General features: G+C 49.1%; 18 protein-coding genes. 12 read left to right on the top strand and 6 right to left on the bottom strand.

Going from position 1 to position 18,341, the window contains the following annotated elements; translation table 11 throughout:
• Window positions 1–8: 8 nt before the first annotated feature.
• Window positions 9–464, bottom strand: a complete 456-nt coding sequence (locus AMJAP_RS16600) for a tellurite resistance TerB family protein (RefSeq protein ID WP_019622845.1) — start codon at window positions 462–464, stop codon at window positions 9–11.
• Between the two features lie 207 nt (window positions 465–671).
• Between AMJAP_RS16600 and rfbD the strand changes: the two genes are divergently transcribed.
• The gene (gene rfbD / locus AMJAP_RS16595; RefSeq protein WP_019622846.1) at window positions 672–1,598 is read left to right on the top strand and encodes a dTDP-4-dehydrorhamnose reductase; all 927 of its coding nucleotides are present in this window, start codon (window positions 672–674) and stop codon (window positions 1,596–1,598) included.
• Between the two features lie 8 nt (window positions 1,599–1,606).
• On the opposite strand, the gene AMJAP_RS16590 is transcribed toward rfbD, so the two are convergent.
• Window positions 1,607–1,987, bottom strand: coding sequence for a SirB2 family protein (locus AMJAP_RS16590; RefSeq protein WP_026340233.1), 381 nt, complete (start codon window positions 1,985–1,987; stop codon window positions 1,607–1,609).
• 90 nt (window positions 1,988–2,077) lie between these two features.
• Between AMJAP_RS16590 and moaA the strand changes: the two genes are divergently transcribed.
• The 4 genes from moaA to AMJAP_RS16570 all read left to right on the top strand — a co-directional run bounded on the left by moaA (window position 2,078) and on the right by AMJAP_RS16570 (window position 5,688).
• Window positions 2,078–3,091, top strand: coding sequence for a GTP 3',8-cyclase MoaA (moaA, locus tag AMJAP_RS16585; RefSeq protein ID WP_019622848.1), 1,014 nt, complete (start codon window positions 2,078–2,080; stop codon window positions 3,089–3,091).
• 202 nt (window positions 3,092–3,293) lie between these two features.
• Window positions 3,294–4,418: a 1-acyl-sn-glycerol-3-phosphate acyltransferase gene (locus AMJAP_RS16580; protein WP_019622849.1), complete on the top strand. Its 1,125-nt coding sequence runs from the start codon at window positions 3,294–3,296 to the stop codon at window positions 4,416–4,418.
• Window positions 4,415–4,894 carry a cyclic pyranopterin monophosphate synthase MoaC gene (gene moaC, locus AMJAP_RS16575; RefSeq protein ID WP_019622850.1) on the top strand — a complete coding sequence of 160 codons (480 nt, stop codon included), beginning with the start codon at window positions 4,415–4,417 and terminating at the stop codon, window positions 4,892–4,894. Before AMJAP_RS16580 ends, moaC begins: the two co-directional genes overlap by 4 nt.
• A 50-nt stretch (window positions 4,895–4,944) precedes the next feature.
• On the top strand, window positions 4,945–5,688 hold the full coding sequence (locus AMJAP_RS16570) for a lysophospholipid acyltransferase family protein (RefSeq protein WP_040404915.1): 744 nt from the start codon (window positions 4,945–4,947) through the stop codon (window positions 5,686–5,688).
• 60 nt (window positions 5,689–5,748) lie between these two features.
• Here AMJAP_RS16570 and fabB read toward each other — a convergent pair whose 3' ends face one another.
• From fabB to ispB, 3 genes are all read right to left on the bottom strand, one after another.
• Window positions 5,749–6,966 (bottom strand): beta-ketoacyl-ACP synthase I, encoded by a 1,218-nt coding sequence (gene fabB / locus AMJAP_RS16565; protein WP_019622852.1) that lies wholly within the window; start codon window positions 6,964–6,966, stop codon window positions 5,749–5,751.
• Window positions 6,967–7,050: 84 nt separating this feature from the next.
• Entirely contained in the window at window positions 7,051–7,566 is a 516-nt protein-coding gene (fabA, locus tag AMJAP_RS16560) for a bifunctional 3-hydroxydecanoyl-ACP dehydratase/trans-2-decenoyl-ACP isomerase (protein WP_019622853.1), read from the bottom strand.
• A 275-nt stretch (window positions 7,567–7,841) separates the two neighbouring features.
• Window positions 7,842–8,810 (bottom strand): octaprenyl diphosphate synthase, encoded by a 969-nt coding sequence (gene ispB / locus AMJAP_RS16555; RefSeq protein WP_019622855.1) that lies wholly within the window; start codon window positions 8,808–8,810, stop codon window positions 7,842–7,844.
• A 226-nt stretch (window positions 8,811–9,036) separates the two neighbouring features.
• Between ispB and rplU the strand changes: the two genes are divergently transcribed.
• From rplU to proB, 4 genes are all read left to right on the top strand, one after another.
• Window positions 9,037–9,348 carry a 50S ribosomal protein L21 gene (gene rplU / locus AMJAP_RS16550; RefSeq protein ID WP_019622856.1) on the top strand — a complete coding sequence of 104 codons (312 nt, stop codon included), beginning with the start codon at window positions 9,037–9,039 and terminating at the stop codon, window positions 9,346–9,348.
• A 23-nt stretch (window positions 9,349–9,371) separates the two neighbouring features.
• Entirely contained in the window at window positions 9,372–9,629 is a 258-nt protein-coding gene (gene rpmA / locus AMJAP_RS16545) for a 50S ribosomal protein L27 (protein WP_019622857.1), read from the top strand.
• Window positions 9,630–9,798: 169 nt separating this feature from the next.
• Window positions 9,799–10,995, top strand: coding sequence for an Obg family GTPase CgtA (gene cgtA / locus AMJAP_RS16540; RefSeq protein ID WP_019622858.1), 1,197 nt, complete (start codon window positions 9,799–9,801; stop codon window positions 10,993–10,995).
• A 125-nt stretch (window positions 10,996–11,120) separates the two neighbouring features.
• Entirely contained in the window at window positions 11,121–12,245 is a 1,125-nt protein-coding gene (proB, locus tag AMJAP_RS16535; RefSeq protein ID WP_019622859.1) for a glutamate 5-kinase, read from the top strand.
• 87 nt (window positions 12,246–12,332) lie between these two features.
• Here the strand turns inward: proB and rpsT are convergent, their stop codons facing one another.
• The gene (rpsT, locus tag AMJAP_RS16530; RefSeq protein WP_019622860.1) at window positions 12,333–12,599 is read right to left on the bottom strand and encodes a 30S ribosomal protein S20; all 267 of its coding nucleotides are present in this window, start codon (window positions 12,597–12,599) and stop codon (window positions 12,333–12,335) included.
• A gap of 267 nt (window positions 12,600–12,866) precedes the next feature.
• On the opposite strand from rpsT, the gene murJ reads away from it, so the two are divergent.
• The 3 genes from murJ (at window position 12,867) to ileS (ending at window position 18,338) form a co-directional block, all read left to right on the top strand.
• On the top strand, window positions 12,867–14,474 hold the full coding sequence (gene murJ, locus AMJAP_RS16525) for a murein biosynthesis integral membrane protein MurJ (RefSeq protein WP_019622861.1): 1,608 nt from the start codon (window positions 12,867–12,869) through the stop codon (window positions 14,472–14,474).
• 93 nt (window positions 14,475–14,567) lie between these two features.
• On the top strand, window positions 14,568–15,500 hold the full coding sequence (gene ribF, locus AMJAP_RS16520; protein ID WP_019622862.1) for a bifunctional riboflavin kinase/FAD synthetase: 933 nt from the start codon (window positions 14,568–14,570) through the stop codon (window positions 15,498–15,500).
• A gap of 33 nt (window positions 15,501–15,533) precedes the next feature.
• A complete protein-coding gene (ileS, locus tag AMJAP_RS16515; protein WP_019622863.1) occupies window positions 15,534–18,338 on the top strand; it encodes an isoleucine--tRNA ligase in 2,805 nt (934 codons plus the stop codon).
• Window positions 18,339–18,341 lie beyond the last annotated feature (3 nt).

Raw genomic sequence — 18,341 nt, 5'->3', positions numbered from 1 at the left:
TAAGCTGCTTAGCGGGCGTCCATAACCCTTAATTTAGCGGCAATGAAATCCATGTGTGAGACATGCGTCAAATCAGCAATTCGCCGAATTAAATGTTCCTCGTAATGGTGCAGTTCACCATCGGCATAGGCGACCCGCCAAAGATTCTCAATCAGAGTCACCTTTTCCTGAGGGGTGCAGCTATCGTTAATTTGAGATGTGAAGCGAAAATAATCAGTCGCTTCCTGCTGCGCTTTTTCTGCTTGATTGAGTAGTTCCTCAGTTGTTGCCTGGTCGAGTGAAAAACTCTTTTTAATAATCGCGATAAGTGTTTTTTGCTCTTCAGGTTTGCGCTCATAATCCGACAGAAGGACTTCAATCATCAGGGCTGCTGATGCCACAGAAAGCAGTGCCTGTGAGTTATTGTTTGGATTGCTGTCAGGGGGCAGAAAGGCACCCAGAAAAGATTTTAGTTTTGTCATCATGATTTCTTCCCCATTACAGCAAGTAGACAATCGGTTGTGGCGCTGAGTTCACTGGAAGGTATTACTATCTTTGCAATGTCTGACTTTACCCTGTCGGGAGAGTCAAAAGAAGGCATTGTTATAGCAATATGTTGTGCATTTTAGTTTCGCTGTCGGCTTGATATGGTATCGTTGATTTAGCAGCGAAATAGTTGGAGCTTTAACTTAATGACACAGGATTTTTTGACCACCCCGGCAAAGATATTAATTACCGGCGCTGATGGTCAGATTGGCTATTATTTGAATCAGATAGCTCAGGATGAGCCGTTCTTTTCTGTCGTGGCGCTTACCGATGCTGAGCTGGATATCAGTAGCCGGGATCAGGTTCAGCAACAATTGGATAGGCACCTGCCAGATTATGTTATCAATACCACCGGTTTTAATGCGGTTGATCAGGTTGAGGTTGAGTCAGATCGCTGTCTCGCGCTGAACCGAGATGCCGTTGAAAACTTAGCAAACGCCTGTGGCGACTTGGCTATCCCGCTACTTCATCTTTCTTCTGATTATGTGTTCGATGGCCACTATGAAAGTGGATACACCGAAGCTGACCAGGCCAGTCCGCTGGGGTTGTATGGAGAGAGTAAGTGGCAGGGAGAGGAGTTATTACGGGGGGCGTTACCGCAGCACGTGATTCTCAGAGTTAGCTGGGTCTTCAGTACTATTGGTGACAACTTTATGCGCCGGGCCCTGTTGCAGGCAAAAGGACAGGAAGAGATCTTTGCAGCGGATGATCGTAGGGGGTGTCCAACCTCTGCCAGTGATATTGCCCGGGTTATCGTAGCCATTTTAAAACAGCTTCATAATGGCGCGGAAAACTGGGGGACTTACCATTACTGTTGTGCTGAAATTACAACGCGTTACGGTTTTACCGAAGCGGTGCTGGCTGCGGCTGGGCAGTATGAAAAGCTAAAAGCGGAGAAGTTAGTGCCGATTAGCTCTTCACAGCTGGGTAGCGATGCCGAACGTCCGGCCTCATCAGTACTGGTTTGTAATAAGCTGCTAAATGATTTTGGTATCCATCAGCTTCCCTGGCGAAGTCAGCTCGTCGCGATGATACGTGATTATTACCAGAACGAAGAGCTGAGTAAGGCCTAGGTTTACTGTCAGAGTAACCAGGGCTGGGGGTTGTGACTCAGCGCGACCCAGACAATATAACCAACACAGAGCAGTGCCATAATAAAAGCCAGAGTGCGAATGTTTCTGGTTTTTCCTCTCTTCAGGGCGATGGTGCCTAAAACAATATACGCAATTAACGCTATCAGCTTTGCCGTTAGCCAGCTTTCACTAAAGGGGTATTGGTTAATGGTGAAAGCAAGTGCGATAGCACTGGCTAGAAGCAGTGTGTCGATAATATGGGGAGCAATCCTGACCCAGCGCTGTTGCAGTTTCTCCGATGAAGAGAGCATCCAGAATCCCCTAAGCGTGAAAAATAGAATGCTTAAAACTGCAAAAGTGATATGTGTATGTTTTAGGGCTAAATACATGCGTGTGAGCTCGCTTAAAATAGAGTTAATAACTGATTAAAATAGTCGGGTATATTTTTGCCTATAAGATCGTGAGATACTAGCCCTGATATGAAAACAAATCAGAGTAATAGCGTAGAAAGTTCACTAGTTGACCGATTTGGTCGGCGGGTTGAGTATGTGCGCTTGTCCGTTACTGACCGTTGTGATTTTCGCTGTGTTTATTGCATGGCTGAAGAGATGCAGTTTCTGCCGCGTAGTGAAGTATTATCGTTGGAAGAGATATATAACGTAGCCAAAGCCTTTGTTGAATTAGGTGTGAATAAAATCCGTCTTACCGGTGGTGAGCCGTTAGTAAGGAAGGGTATTTTAACGCTGGTGGAACAGTTGGGGCAGCTGCCAGCGGAGCTATTGATTACGACGAATGGCTCACAACTCCCGAGGATGGCTGCCGAACTCAAGCGCCTGGGTGTTGATCGGTTAAATATTAGTCTCGATAGCTTGCAGGAAGATAAGTTTAAGCGCCTGACTCGAACAGGGCGTTTGTCACAGGTACTGGAAGGTATTGATGCAGCGATTGCGGCGGGCTTTAAGGGTATTAAGCTGAATGCTGTTGTGCTGAAAGGCCGAAACGACACTGAGGTGCTTGATCTGATCGCTTTTGCTCGTGAAAAAGAGGTCGATATTACGTTTATTGAAGAGATGCCCCTGGGGGTTATTACTGAGCATGATCGGGCTGAGGTGTATTGCTCCAGCGATGAATTGAAAGAACAGATTAATCCTGTATATCCGTTGCTGGATTCGGATGCTAAAACGGGAGGGCCTTCCCGTTACTATCGGATGACAGATAGCCGTAGCCGGGTTGGTTTTATCTCCCCTCATAGTCATAACTTCTGCAGTGAGTGCAATCGGGTCAGAATGACTGTTGAAGGGCGTTTATTGCTTTGTCTGGGCAATGAGCACTCGATGGACCTGCGTCAGATCTTACGGGATTTTCCCGGTGATTCTGAGGTGCTTAAGCGGCACCTTATTAGCGCGATGGATCTGAAGCCAGAAGAGCATCACTTTGATCTGAGCGATGAGGCGCCTCAGCTTGTGCGGTTTATGAATATGACCGGCGGTTAATACAGAGGACATGAGATCCCGGATCTTGCTTCGAATGCGAGCTTTTTGAATGCTGCTCTTTTTATTATCTATAGAGGGCAGGCTGAAGGGATTCGGCAGCTTCAGGTCATTTTATCTAAAGAATGCATAATCTCCGCTGAAATTATTCCCATCTCCCTGTAAAATATCCGGCTTAAATATTCGCAGTGCCTCAGGAGGCAGAATGGTAGCCAGCCAGTCAAACGATCCATTTCAGAACATTCGCCCCTATCATGATAGTGAAGTAAGCGATGTGCTGAGTCGGCTGATCCATGATGATGAGTTTATCTCTGCCATTACGCAATACCAATTTCCTCGTATGGCAGGGATTTTTGGCTGGTTGTTAAAGCCTGCTGTGCGGATTTTTCTGGCACAGAAGGCTGGCGATATTGAAAGTATTCAGGACTTTCAGAATCTGGTTAGTGGTTATATGGCCAAGATGATCGCACGTACAACGACGCGTTTGAGTTGTACTGGGTTTGAGAATCTTGAGGCGGATGAGGCTTACCTGTTTGTCTCTAATCACCGGGATATCGCTATGGACCCCGCCTTTGTTAACTGGGTCTTGTTTCAGAATGGTTTTGATACGGTGAGGATCGCTATCGGCGATAATCTGTTGCGTAAGTCTTATGTTTCCGACCTGATGCGATTAAATAAAAGCTTTATCGTTAACCGCTCTGCCAAAGGGCGTGCAGTGCTAACGGCGCTAGGGCAGCTTTCCTCCTATATTGATCACTCCTTGGTGCAGGATGAGGCGAGCGTCTGGATAGCTCAGCGTGAAGGGCGGGCAAAGGACGGAAATGATTTTACCGATCCAGCCATTCTGAAAATGTTTTATATGTCGCACCGTAAGCAGCGCAGCTTTGCTGAGTTTCTTGAGCGGGTCAAAATAGTACCGGTGTCTATCTCATATGAGTATGACCCTTGTGATCGGGCAAAAGCTGAAGAGCTGGATGCCAAGCAGCAGGGTGGCGAATATCAAAAGTCGCAGTTTGAAGATATAGAAAGTATTGTAGCGGGGATTACCGGTAACAAAGGCCACGTCCATGTGTCTTTTGGTAATGTGATTACCGGTATTGATTCTCCGGATGAGCTGGCAGCAGAGATTGATCGACAGATAATTGAAAATTACTACCTGCATCCTTCTAATCTTCAGGCGGCGGGGAGTGAGAGTGATCAGGTAGATGATGAGTCACGGGCGCTGTTTTCTGCTCGTATGGATGGAATGAATACTTCTGCAGCTGAGATACTAAAACAGATGTATGCCAATCCGGTGCTTAATAAAAAGACGCAGCAGGAGGTTGTATGAGCCGCTTGACCCATCTGGATGAGAATGGCCACGCTAACATGGTGGATGTTTCAGAAAAGACTGTAACCACCCGAGAGGCAACGGCTCAGGCCGTTGTTACTATGACGACTGAAACCCTGGAAATGATCACGGTGGGGAGTCATAAAAAGGGCGATGTTCTGGCGGTGGCTCGCATTGCCGGGATTCAGGCAGCAAAACGTTGTTCCGACCTGATTCCGCTGTGCCATCCTCTGATGTTGAGTAAGGTTTCCGTGGAATTGTTGCCTCAGCCAGATTCTGATTCGGTTTTGATTTTGGCGACTTGTAAGCTGGCAGGTCAGACCGGTGTCGAGATGGAAGCGCTTACTGCGGCGTCTGTGGCGGCGCTAACTATCTATGATATGTGTAAGGCGGTCGATAAAGGTATAGTTATTTCCGACGTTAAGTTGTTAGAAAAGAAGGGTGGGAAAAGCGGTCACTGGAAGGTGAACACTTGAAACCATCCGCAGAAATTGATGTGAACGTCGTAAAGGATAGTGACCAGACGATGACCAGAAAACCTACTCTGTTTTTATACTTGCGCGCGACGCTCTTTTATATCGGCTTTTATCCGGTGACTCTTGTATTCGCTGCGTTCTGTTTGCTGGTGGGGTGGATGTTGCCATTCGGTCCGCGTTTTAAATTGTTTACCCTGATGAACTATTTCTCGATGTTTTGGTTACGTCTCTGCTGTGGCGTAAAATATCGGGTTGAAGGCCGGGAAAATCTGCCGCAGGATAGTGCTTATGTGGTTGTTGCTAATCACTCCAGTGAGTGGGAAACGTTATTCCTGCAAACCCTGATACGCCCACAGAGCGCGGTATTGAAACAAGAGTTGTTGAAGATTCCGTTCTTTGGCTGGGCACTGGGTATGCTAAAGCCTATCGCATTAGATCGTAGCAAGCGTCGAGGCGCATTAAAGCAGCTGCTTACGCAGGGTAAGGCGCGTCTTGAAGAAGGTATTAATGTTGTTATTTTTCCCCAGGGTACCCGTGTAGAGACGGGTAAGCTGGGGAAATTTAATAAAGGCGGTGCAATGCTGGCGGCCAGTGGTCAGGTGCCTGTTGTGCCTTTAGCGCATGATGCCGGTTTGTTCTGGCCAGGTAAGAGCTATGTAAAGTATCCGGGAACGGTAACTGTGCGCGTTGGTGTTGCGGTGGCTGTGGCTGACCGTAGTGTCGATGAAATACATACTGACTCTATCGGCTGGCTGGAAGCTCAGATGCGTGACATGAGAGTTGTTGATGAGTAAGTAGTGTAATGAATAATAAAAAACCCGCCTAGTGGCGGGTTTTTTTATAGATCGGCAGAATCAGCTATCGAACTTCTGGAAAACCAGTGTCGAGTTAGTGCCACCAAAACCGAAGCTGTTAGACATGACGCGTTGTAGATCAACATTGTCTTTACGCTCAGTGACTACAGGCAGCCCTTCAGCTGCAGGGTCAAGCTCATCAATGTTGGCGGAAGCGCAGATGAAGTTGTTCTCCATCATCAGCAAGCTGTAGATAGCTTCCTGTACGCCGGTTGCGCCCAGAGAGTGGCCGGTGAGTGATTTGGTTGAGCTGACAGAAGGCATTTCTGCACCGAAGGTTTCTTTCATCGCCTTCAGTTCCTGAATGTCGCCTGCAGGTGTAGAGGTGCCGTGTGAATTGATGTAGTCGATGCTACCCTCTACGGTGCTCATCGCCTGTTGCATGCAACGCATTGCGCCTTCACCAGAAGGGGCTACCATGTCGTAACCGTCAGAGGTTGCGCCGTAACCGACTAGTTCGCCGTAAATCTTCGCGCCGCGTGCTTTAGCGTGTTCCAGTTCTTCCAGAACTAACATGCCGCCGCCGCCAGCGATAACAAAGCCATCGCGATTGGCATCATATGCGCGTGATGCTTTTTCAGGCGTGTCATTATACTTGCTGGACAGAGCGCCCATGGCGTCAAACATCATGCTCAGAGACCAGTGTAGTTCTTCACCACCACCGGCAAATACGATGTCCTGCTTGTTCAGCTGAATCTGTTCCATCGCGTTGCCAATACAGTGTGCGCTGGTGGCGCAGGCAGAGGTGATAGAATAGTTAACGCCTTTGATCTTAAATGGAGTGGCCAGACAGGCTGATACTGTGGAACCCATAGTACGAGTCACTCGGTATGGGCCTACACGACGAACACCTTTAGTGCGCAGAATATCGGCAGCTTCAACGATATCAGCAGAAGATGCGCCGCCAGAGCCGGCAACCAGGCCGGTCCGTACATTGGATACCTGCTCTTCAGTCAGGTTGGCATCCTTAATGGCCTGATCCATCGAGAGATAAGCGTATGCTGCTGCATCGCCCATAAAACGAACCAGCTTACGGTCGATCAGATCTGTATAGTCCAGATCAATACTGCCTGCTACATGGCTGCGAAAGCCCATCTCTTTGTACTCTTCCTGAAATTTGATGCCAGAACGGCCTTCTTTCAGTGAGTCAAGGACGGTTTCTTTATCAGTACCCAGACAAGATACGATACCCATTCCGGTAACAACGACACGTCTCATAGGATGCCTCTTTAAATTCAGTAAAAACGTTGTAATTATAGATCTGCAGCTGAGTTAAAGCCCGACATAGCGGGCTTTGTAATATCAGAAGCTATCAGTAGATACGAACAGACCAACACGCAGATCTTTAGCGGTGTAAATCTCGCGACCGTCAACGGAAACTGAACCATCAGCGATGCCCATAACCAGTTTGCGTTCGATAACCCGAGATAGGTCGATGCGGTAAGTGACTTTCTTTGCCGTTGGCAGGATCTGCCCGGTGAATTTTACTTCGCCTGATCCCAGTGCGCGTCCACGGCCTTTATTGCCGCGCCAGCCCAGATAGAAGCCAACAATTTGCCACATAGCGTCAAGTCCCAAGCAGCCAGGCATAACTGGATCGGTTGGGAAGTGGCAGTCGAAGAACCAAAGGTCCGGATGGATATCCAGCTCAGCTTCGATATAGCCTTTGCCATATTTGCCGCCTTCACCGGTGATCATAGTGACGCGGTCCATCATGAGCATATTGCCGACAGGCAGTCGTGCATTGCCCTCGCCGAACATTTCGCCGTTACCGCACTGAAGAAGTTCTTCTCGATTGAATGAGGAAGGATTTGTCATTTGAGCTGAGTACCCGCTTTTTTTTTAGCCAAAATATCGGGGAATTATACCGGGTTAGTGGTCCGGGATCACGACCTGTATCACCAAAAAAGAAAAATTAAGGCAGATAAGCACGAAATGTCGCTGTTTAGGAGAGGGAGATGGGCGTAATTCGTGGCTTGAACGTTACAAAAGGTATGATTTACCCGTTGTTTGAAGAGAAAGAGTCAAGAGTGCTTTTGTTAGGCTTTGCAGAAGCGGATTGTTAGTCCGAAAGCCCCGAGCCGAGGCGCAGTTTAACTACTGCGCTTAACGGCCAGGTCGGCTAGTTGGATCATAGTGTCTTTAAATGAGCTGTCTGGTAGGGCGTCCAGTGCTTTGATCGCTTTGTCAGCTTCGGCGCAGGCTGTCTCGCGGGAATAGTCGATAGAGCCGGTGGCATGAACGATATCCATGACAGGCTGAAGATCGTCCAGTCCGCCTTTTCGGATTGCCTGGCGGATCAGTTGGCGTTGCTCCTCAGTGCCTTCGCGCATGGCGTGGATCAGCGGCAATGTTGCTTTTCCTTCTGCCAGATCGTCACCCACGTTCTTGCCCATCTCTTCAGCACTGCTGAGGTAATCCATTACATCATCAATAATCTGGAAGGCGATGCCAATATGGCGCCCATAAAGACGGAGTGCTTCCTGCTGGGCTTTATCCGCGCCTGCCAAGAGTGCGCCTGACTCAGTCGCAGCTTCAAATAACATGGCAGTTTTGCCCAGGATTACCTGCATATATGAGTCTTCTGAAGTGTCCGGATTGCGGGCATTCAGTAGTTGTAATACTTCGCCTTCGGCGATGATGTTGGTGGCATTGGATATGACCTCCATGATCTCCATATTGCGGATCTCAACCATCACCTGGAATGATCGGGAGTATAGGAAATCACCAACCAGCACGCTGGGGGCGTTACCCCATTTTGCATTAGCAGTATCATTGCCGCGACGCAGTTCTGAGTTATCAACGACGTCATCATGAAGCAGTGTAGCTGTATGAATGAACTCAATTACTGCGGCAAGTGGAACGTGATTGTCGCCCTTGTAGCCCGCAGCATTAGCAGCCAGTAGGACCAGCAAAGGTCTGATGCGTTTGCCGCCACTTTCTACAATATAGTGTCCGATCTTTTCGACTAACGGAACGCCTGAGTGTAAGTGATTGACAATATAATCGTTTACCGCTTCAAACTGCGGTTCAATAATGGGATTTAACTGATGTGGCAGCATAGGAACGGATACTAAGCTCTTAATATGTATGGGGGCATGCTAGGGGGTGCGTATCCGGGTGTCAAGAAAGTCTGGCTATTATCTATATTTATGCTTGAGTCTGGAGAGGTGTTTATATATAATCTCGCGCCCTAACCTATCCAAATTCGCTCCCTACCATATGGTTCAACCATTTAAAGTAGGCGTCTTATTTAGTAGCAGGGTGGGTTTTAAACTGGAGATTAAAATGTACGCAGTAATTGTGAGCGGCGGTAAACAGTACCGAGTTCAGGAAGGTCATACTCTTAAACTGGAAAAGTTGGCTGTAGAAGCGGGTTCAAATGTTGAATTTGATCGTGTTCTTTTAGTAGCTAACGGCGACGATGTTAAAATCGGCGCGCCAGTTGTTGACGGTGCTAAGGTTACAGCTGAGGTTGTTAGCCACGGTCGCGCAAAGAAAGTTCATATCATGAAGTTTAAGCGTCGTAAGCATCACATGAAGCAGATGGGTCACCGTCAGCACTTCACAGAAGTAAAAATCACAGGCATCAGCGCCTAAGACTGTTTGGTAGGAGATGACAAATGGCTCATAAGAAAGCAGCAGGTAGTACGCGTAACGGTCGCGATTCCGAGTCGAAACGCTTAGGTGTTAAGCGCTTCGGCGGTCAGGCAGTTATTGCAGGTAATATCCTGGTTCGTCAGCGCGGAACTAAGTTCCACGCAGGTGAAAACGTAGGTATCGGCAAAGATCACACTTTGTTTGCTAAGGCAGACGGTGTTGTTAAATTTGTTGTAAAAGGCCCGCAAAAGCGTAAATACATCACTGTAGAAACCGCTTAATTCGGCTTTATGCTTAAAAAAGCTCCGCGGTTGCGGGGCTTTTTTTGTTTCTGGTAGCTGATTAAGCTTGTTGTTGAAAGTCTATCCTGTATGAAGAGGAATGCTTTCAACAGCCGGTTTGAATGGCATTATGTTTAGCACCTGGATCCAGAGTGTCTGGAGGTGAATAGTGAAATTTGTAGATGAAGCGACAATAACCGTCGAAGCAGGCAAGGGGGGTAATGGTACCCTGAGTTTCCGTCGCGAGAAGTATGTGGCCCGTGGTGGCCCGGATGGTGGCGATGGTGGTGATGGTGGTTCGGTGTTTGTGGAGGCTGATGAGTCTCTCAATACGTTGATTGATTTTCGCTTTCAGCCACGACATAAGGCTGATAACGGTAAAGGCGGTCAGAGCCGTAACTGCACGGGCGCTAAAGGCGAAGATCTGGTCATGAAGGTGCCGGTAGGTACTACGGTGTTTGATGTTGATACTGATGAAGTGTTAGCGGATTTGACTGAGATTGGTCAGGTTGAAAAGATTGCTCAGGGTGGTTTCCATGGTTTGGGTAATACGCGTTTTAAAAGTAGTGTAAACCGCGCGCCTCGCCAGACGACTAATGGTAGTCTGGGTGAGACTCGTAACGTCAAGCTTGAGCTGAAGGTTTTGGCTGATGTTGGTTTGCTGGGGTTGCCGAATGCGGGTAAGTCTACTTTCATTCGCTCAGTATCAGCAGCGACTCCGAAAGTGGCTAATTATCCGTTTACCACTTTAGTGCCAAATTTGGGTGTGGTGAGTACTGAAAAGCATCGTAGCTTTGTTATTGCTGATATCCCCGGGATTATTGAGGGAGCTGCTGAAGGTGCGGGCTTGGGTATTCAGTTCCTCAAGCATCTGGCGCGAAACCGTATTTTGCTGCATCTTGTGGATATGGCGCCGTGGGATGGAGTGACGCCAGCTGAGTCTGCGCAGGTTATTGTGCGTGAGCTGGAAAAATTTAGCCCTACCCTGGCGGCTCAGCCGCGCTGGCTGGTATTGAATAAGCTGGATATGGTGCCTGAAGATGAGCAAGAGGAGCGCTGTCAGTCGGTGATCGATGCGCTGGGTTGGGAAGGTCCTGTTTATCGGATCTCTGCGATCAATAAAATGGGTACCAAGCCGTTAGTGCAGGATATTCAAAAGCTTCTCGATCAGCTGTCTGAGCAGTTGTTGGAAGATCCTGAGCGATTAGAGCAGGAAGCTGCCACGCGTCGTTTGATTGATCGTGAAGGGCGAGAGCGTATCGAGCAGATGCGTGAAGAGGTTCGCGCTAAGCGTCGTGGAGATGATGATTTTGATGACTTCGACGATGATGACTATGACGTTGAAGTGGAGTATGTGAAAACTTAGAGGTTGTTCTTGCTACCGGAACAGTCTGTGGCGAGATCTGTATCTCGCTTTCCTGTTGTAGGTTAATTTTTTCAGTAAAAGTCACTCAGGTAGTGTGGGCTGGCTTTTTAAGAGAGTGGTTACCAGTGAGTCAGGCGCGAAATAAACTTAAGACTTCCCGTCGCTGGGTTGTAAAGATAGGTAGTGCGTTACTTACAAATGATGGCGAGGGGCTGGATCTTGCGGCTATTGGTCGCTGGGTGGATCAGCTGGATCAGCTGCGCCGGGATGGTGTAGAGGTTGTGTTGGTTTCCTCAGGCTCTATTGCTGAGGGGATTGTGCGATTAGGTTGGTCGAAGCGTCCTCATGAGGTTTATAAGTTGCAAGCTGCTGCCGCAGTAGGGCAGATGGGGCTGGTGCAAGCTTACGAAACCAATTTTAAGCGGCATAATACCCACACAGCTCAGATTCTGTTAACCCACGAAGATCACTCTGATCGCAAGCGCTACCTGAATGCGCAGGCGACGTTAAAAACGCTGCTGTCTGTAGGTGTTGTTCCGGTTGTAAATGAGAATGACACGGTGGTGACCAAAGAGATTCGTTTCGGTGATAACGATACTCTGGGTGCATTGGTAGCGAACCTAGTCGAGGCTGATGCGCTGATTCTGCTAACCGATCAAGATGGCCTGTTTACTGCGGATCCACGTTCTAATCCTGAAGCAACGCTTATCTCTGAGGCGATGGCGGGCGATAGTTCCTTGGAGGCGATGGCGGGTGGTGGTGGTCTTCTGGGGCAAGGTGGTATGGCGACGAAAGTGCGTGCTGCGAAATTAGCGGCGCGCTCTGGCGCGGTGACGTTGATTGCCAGTGGCAGGGAAGATGATGTGTTGCTGAAGCTACGCGATGGTGCTGAGCTAGGAACGATGTTGGTGCCAGAGAAGTCGCCTATGGCGGCGAGAAAGCAGTGGATTGCCGGGCATTTACAGGCGCGGGGTACGCTGGTTTTGGATGCCGGTGCTGTGGCGGCGCTGGTTGAGCGGGGTAAGAGTTTGCTGCCTACCGGAGTGCGTGCAGTAACCGGTTCGTTTTCTCGTGGTGAAATGGTGGTGCTCTCAGATGAGCATGGCAAGGTGATTGGTCGGGGGTTGGTGAATTACGGTATCGAGGATGCACAAAAAATCATCGGTCAGCCTAGTTCGCGTATCGAGGCTTTGCTGGGGTTTGTGGGTGAGGAGGAGTTGGTGCACCGGGATAATTTAGTGCTGGCGTAACGGTGTTTGATCTTTAGTCGCTTATTCAAAGAGCAAAAAAAAACCGGCATAGCCGGTTTTTTTATTGCGGGTTGCGTCTCAGGGAGATTATGCAGCCAGCTTTTTGATCTCAGCGTTCATGCGGCTCTTCTTACGAGCAACCTGATTCTTGTTGTATATGCCTTTAGTGACAGCTCCGTCCATTACAGGCTGTGCTGCAACGAAAGCTGCTGTTGCTGCTGCGTGGTCGCCAGACTCAATAGCAGTCGCTACTTTCTTAACGTAGGTGCGAACCATGGAACGCAGACTCGCGTTATTTTGACGGCGCTTCTCGGCTTGGCGAGCGCGTTTACGGGATCCTGCGGAATTTGCCACAATCCGACTCCTCTAAACAATTAAAAGTTGATCGACGAAAATTAGTCGATATTGAGATGATCAGAAAGTTTGTTATAAAGCGTCTGATCATCGAAAATTAAGACGCGAGATTATTCATGTTTGTAGCTTGGGTGTCAATAGATAATTATGAATAAATCTATATAAAGTGCCCGGAATTATGGGTGTTTAGCTTAGTTGGAGAAGCATTTTCATGACGTAATGGGTATCATCGTCTGCAAATCATCGGGGTGATAGGAAAGCAGGGCATTGGACAAAAAAGAATCACAGCCGGAGGGCTCTCAGGAAGAGGGCGCTAAGGTGGCGGAACAGAATACTCCGAAAGGGCGTAGTTTATTACGTTCCAGTGCGTTGGTAGGCATTATGACGATGCTCTCAAGGGTCCTGGGGCTGGCACGTGATGTGGTGGTCGCTAACTATTTTGGTGCCGGCAGTAGTGCGGATGCTTTCTTTGTTGCCTTTAAAATACCGAATTTTCTGCGCCGTTTGTTTGCTGAAGGAGCCTTTTCTCAGGCTTTTGTGCCGGTGCTGTCTGAGTATCGCAGTTTGAAAGATTTGTCTGCCGTCAAAGGATTGGTTGATAGGGTTGCGGGAAGTCTCGGCTTGGTGCTGGTTTTTATTACCGCGCTGGGGGTGTTAGGTGCACCGGTATTGGCAGCGATCTTTGCGCCCGGTTTTTATATGAACGACCCGTTGCGGTATAGCCTGGCGGTTGAGATGTTGCGCTTTACCTTTCCCTACTTGTTGCTCATCTCCCTGACCGCTTTTGCCGGTAGTATCCTGAACAGTTATGAGCGTTTTGCCGTGCCGGCGTTTACTCCGGTGCTACTGAATTTGTCACTGATCGGTGCTGCTATCTGGATGCAGCCGCTGTTTGATCAGCCAGTGATGGCGCTGGCGCTGGGTGTACTCATTGCCGGTTCTGTGCAGTTGTTGTTTCAGATTCCGTTCCTCTGGCGAATTCAGTTGCTCCCGTCGCCTAAGCTGGGTTTCGATCATGAGGGCGTTAAGCGCATCATGACGCTGATGGTGCCAGCACTGTTTGGTGTTTCTGTTAGCCAGATTAATTTGTTGTTGGATACTTTGCTGGCATCTTTCCTCCAGACGGGCAGTGTCTCCTGGCTTTACTATTCAGACCGTTTGGCTGAGCTGCCACTAGGGGTCTTTGGTATCGCAATCGCGACCGTCATTCTGCCAAGTCTGTCCCGCAAGCATGCTGAGAAAAGTACCGATCACTTTTCCCGAACGCTTAACTGGGCGATGCGGATGGTCTTGCTTATTGGTATGCCGGCGGCGATGGCGCTATTAGTGCTGGCTGAGCCTCTGATAGCAACATTGTTCCATTACGGCGAGATGGCTGATCGGGATGTGATGATGGCGGCGATGAGTTTGCGTGCGTACGCCTGTGGTTTGATGGCCTTTATGTTGATTAAAGTATTGGCCCCTGGTTACTTTTCCCGCCAGGATACTAAAACGCCTGTCAGGATCGGTATCTATGCGATGGTCGTGAATATGGTTTTGAATTTACTATTGATTGGTCCGCTTGATCATGTGGGTTTGGCGTTGGCGACCACGCTTTCGGCCTTTTTAAATGCAGGTTTATTGCTGCATGGGTTGATAAAAGAAGGGGTGTTTAGCTGGCAGGCAGGTTGGTTGAAATGGCTGGTGAGGCTGGTGGTTGCCAACGCTGCGATGATCGCTTTTTTGTTGTTGTTTGCGGGTAATCCAGAGCAGTGGCTGGCGTTTGATCTGTGGCAGCGGATATCACAGATGGCGGTGTTAGTTGCTGGTGGAGGGTTTATCTATCTGCTGGTATTGCTGTTGTTGGGGATGCGGTTGCGGGATCTGCGCCATTAATCGGCCGATATCCCCGTTGATTGATAGCGAATATCGGTCTAACTGGGGTATAATTTCGCGCTTATTTTTATTTGCTGATGAGATCGGGGTGACATGGAGCTAATTCGGGGTTTGCATAATCTGCGCGACAAGCACAAAGGCTGTGTCGCAACGATCGGCAACTTTGATGGTGTGCATCTGGGTCATCAGCAGGTGCTGGCACAGGTTCTTCGGAAAGGAGAGGAGCTTGGTTTGCCAGCGGTGGTGATTATTTTTGAGCCTCAGCCCAGAGAGTTTTTTTCGGGTAGTCAGGCTCCGCCCCGCCTAACGCGCTTTGATGAAAAAGTGCGACAGTTGAAAGCCCGGGGCGTCGATAGAGTGTTGTGTCTCACCTTTAATGAGCGATTGCGCACCATGAGTGCTGATCAGTTTGTCGATGAATTATTGTTAAAGGGTCTGGCAGTACAGCATTTTGTGGTAGGGGATGATTTCCGCTTTGGCTGTGATCGCAGTGGTGATTATAACATGCTGCGTCAGAGTGGTGCTCGCTACGGTTTCAGTGTGGTGAATACTGAAACATTTGATGTTGCGGGTGAACGGGTCAGCAGTACCCGCATCAGAGCGGCTTTGCAGTACAATGATCTGACGCTGGCGCAAACGCTGTTAGGCCGCCCTTATTCGGTTACTGGCCGGGTTATGCATGGCCAGAAGTTGGGAAGAACGATAGGTGTGCCGACCGCGAATGTGCGAATGCACCGTTTTCACTGTCCGCTTGAGGGTGTCTATGCGGTAACAGTTACCGGTAAGGGGCTGGTGGCAGAAGGTGTTGCTAATGTAGGCATGCGCCCGACGGTAAATGGCAAACACCCGGTATTGGAAGCACACTTGTTTGACCTTGATTGCGATCTCTATGGTCAGCTACTGACTGTAGAATTTAAAGCCTTTATTCGTCCGGAACAAAAGTTTGATGGACTGGACAGTTTAAAGCAGCAGATTGATAACGATATTAAACAGGTCAGAAGCTACTTTCTGACAGGCGCCTTATAAGGCCAAATTAGACGATCCAGAAGCGATACGACAATGACCGATTATAAACCGACCCTGAACTTACCTAATACTAAGTTCCCGATGCGCGGCAATCTGGCTCAGAAAGAGCCTCAGATGCTAAAACAATGGCAGAAGATGGATCTGTACCAGAAAATTCGTGAAGTCAGTGCGGGTCGCAAAAAGTTTATTCTGCACGATGGCCCTCCCTACGCGAATGGTGATATCCATATCGGGCATGCGGTTAATAAAATTCTGAAGGACATTATCGTCAAATCCCGTACATTGGCGGGCTTTGATGCTCCTTACGTTCCGGGTTGGGACTGTCACGGCTTGCCGATCGAGCACAATGTTGAAAAGAAAGCCGGTAAAGCGGGCGTTAAAGTCTCTTACGGCGATTTTCGCAAGAAGTGCCGTGAATATGCGGCGCGCCAGGTGGCTGGCCAGAAGAAAGACTTTATCCGCTTGGGCGTGTTGGGTGACTGGGAAAATCCATACCTGACTATGAACTTCGATACTGAAGCGAATATCATTCGGGCATTGGGGCGTATTGCTGAAAACGGCCATCTGGTTAAAGGTTACAAGCCGGTGTACTGGAGTGTGGTTGGTGGTTCTGCACTGGCAGAAGCCGAAGTGGAGTATCAGGATAAATTCTCACTGGCGATCGATGTGCGTTTTGCGCCGGTAGATCAGTCTGCTTTCCTGAGTTGTTTTGATGAACTCTCAGGTGAAGGCGAAGCGTCTGTTGTTATCTGGACTACAACGCCCTGGACACTGCCAGCGAACCAGGCGGTCTCGTTGAATGCTGAACTGGATTACGTACTGGTTCAGGCTGGAAATGAGCGTCTGTTACTGGTTGAGGCGTTGGTTGAAGATGCGATGCAGCGTTATGGCATCGAAGAGTACAGTGTCGTTGGCCGTTGTACGGGTGCCGCGCTTGAAAATCAGCAGCTGCATCATCCGTTCTACGATAAGCAGGTGCCGGTAATTCTGGGTGATCACGTTACTACCGAGGCGGGTACCGGCGCGGTACATACGGCTCCCGACCATGGTGTGGAAGATTTTAACGTTGGTCGTGCATACGGTATAGGCACGCTGAATCTGGTTGGCCCTAATGGTGTTTTTACGGCCAATGCCGGTGAGTTTGAAGGACAGCATGTTTATAAAGTTGAAGATGCTATTGTGGCCGCTTTGGAAGCGAATAATCGTCTGATTCTGAAGAATAAATTCAGTCACAGCTATCCTCACTGCTGGCGGACTAAAACGCCACTGATCTACCGTGCGACACCGCAATGGTTTATCAGCATGGAAGAGAAGGGCCTGAAGCAAGATGCGCTGGATGCGATCAAGCAGGTTGAATGGTTCCCAGGCTGGGGCCAGAACCGGATCGAGTCTATGGTCGAGCAGAGTCCTGACTGGTGTGTTTCCCGTCAGCGTACCTGGGGCGTACCTATAGCGTTGTTCGTCAATAAAACAACCGCTGAACTGCATCCGGATACGGCTAATTTGATTGAGCAGGTTGCGCTGAGGGTAGAGCAGTCCGGTATCGATGCCTGGTTTGATCTGGATGCTGCCGAGTTATTAGGTGAGGAAGCTGATCAGTATGAGAAAGTACTGGATACGCTGGATGTATGGTTTGATTCCGGTGTGACTCATCACTCTGTTCTGAAACCGACAGAAGGGCTGGAGTTCCCCGCCGATCTTTATCTTGAAGGTTCCGATCAGCATCGGGGCTGGTTCCAGTCGTCTCTGAAAACCAGTATCGCTATCAATGGCTGTGCACCTTATAAGCAGGTGCTGACCCATGGCTTCACTGTGGATGGTGATGGCCGGAAGATGTCAAAATCTGTTGGTAACGTGGTATCGCCACAGGAAGTGATGAATAAATATGGCGCGGATATTTTGCGTCTGTGGGTCGCATCAACAGATTTCAGTTCGGAGATGACGGTTTCTGATGAGATCCTGAAACGTACTGCTGACGCATATCGCCGGATTCGTAATACCGCGCGCTTCCTGCTGTCTAATCTGGAAGGCTTTAATCCTGAAACAGATATGGTTGCACCTGAGGATATGGTCGCGCTGGATCGTTGGGCGGTAGATCGTGCGGCCTGCCTGCAGGATGAGCTGGAAGGTCATTACGATCAGTACCAGATGCTGCAGGTCTATCAGAAGATATCGCACTTCTGTTCGCTGGATCTGGGTGGTTTCTATCTGGATATCATCAAAGATCGTCAGTATACCGCTAAGTCCGATTCCGTGGCGCGCCGTTCTTGTCAGACAGCCCTGTATCATATTGTTGAAGCGATGGTGCGCTGGGTTGCGCCTATTCTTAGCTTTACTGCAGACGAAATCTGGAAAGAGTTGCCGGGCGAACGTGCTGATTCAGTTCAGTTGGTCACCTGGTACCGTGGCTTGTCAAAGTTGGATGATGCTGCTGTGTTGGGACGGGATTACTGGCAGCAAGTGCTGAATGTGAAAACGGTAGTCAACAAAGAACTGGAAAACCAACGTGCCGCCGGTCATATCGGCGGTAGTCTGGAAGCTGAAGTAACTCTGTTCTGTGCACCTGAGCTTCAGGTTCAATTAGAGCAGCTGGCGGATGAGCTACGCTTTGTTTTGATTACCTCCCGGGCGCAAGTGAAACCGGCATCTGAAGCTGAAAATGCGGTTGAAACAGAGCTGGAGGGGCTGAGCGTAACTGTTACTAAGAGCGAACACGCGAAGTGTGGTCGCTGCTGGCATCATCGTGAAGACGTGGGTAATCATCCAGAACACGAAGAGCTGTGTGATCGCTGCGTAGACAACGTTGCCGGTGACGGTGAGCAACGTAGCTTTGCATAAGGC

The organism is Amphritea japonica ATCC BAA-1530 (genome assembly GCF_016592435.1).
GTDB lineage: Bacteria > Pseudomonadota > Gammaproteobacteria > Pseudomonadales > Balneatricaceae > Amphritea > Amphritea japonica.
The sequence above is the reverse complement of the archived record's forward strand: the minus strand, read 5'-3'. Positions and strand labels throughout refer to the sequence as shown.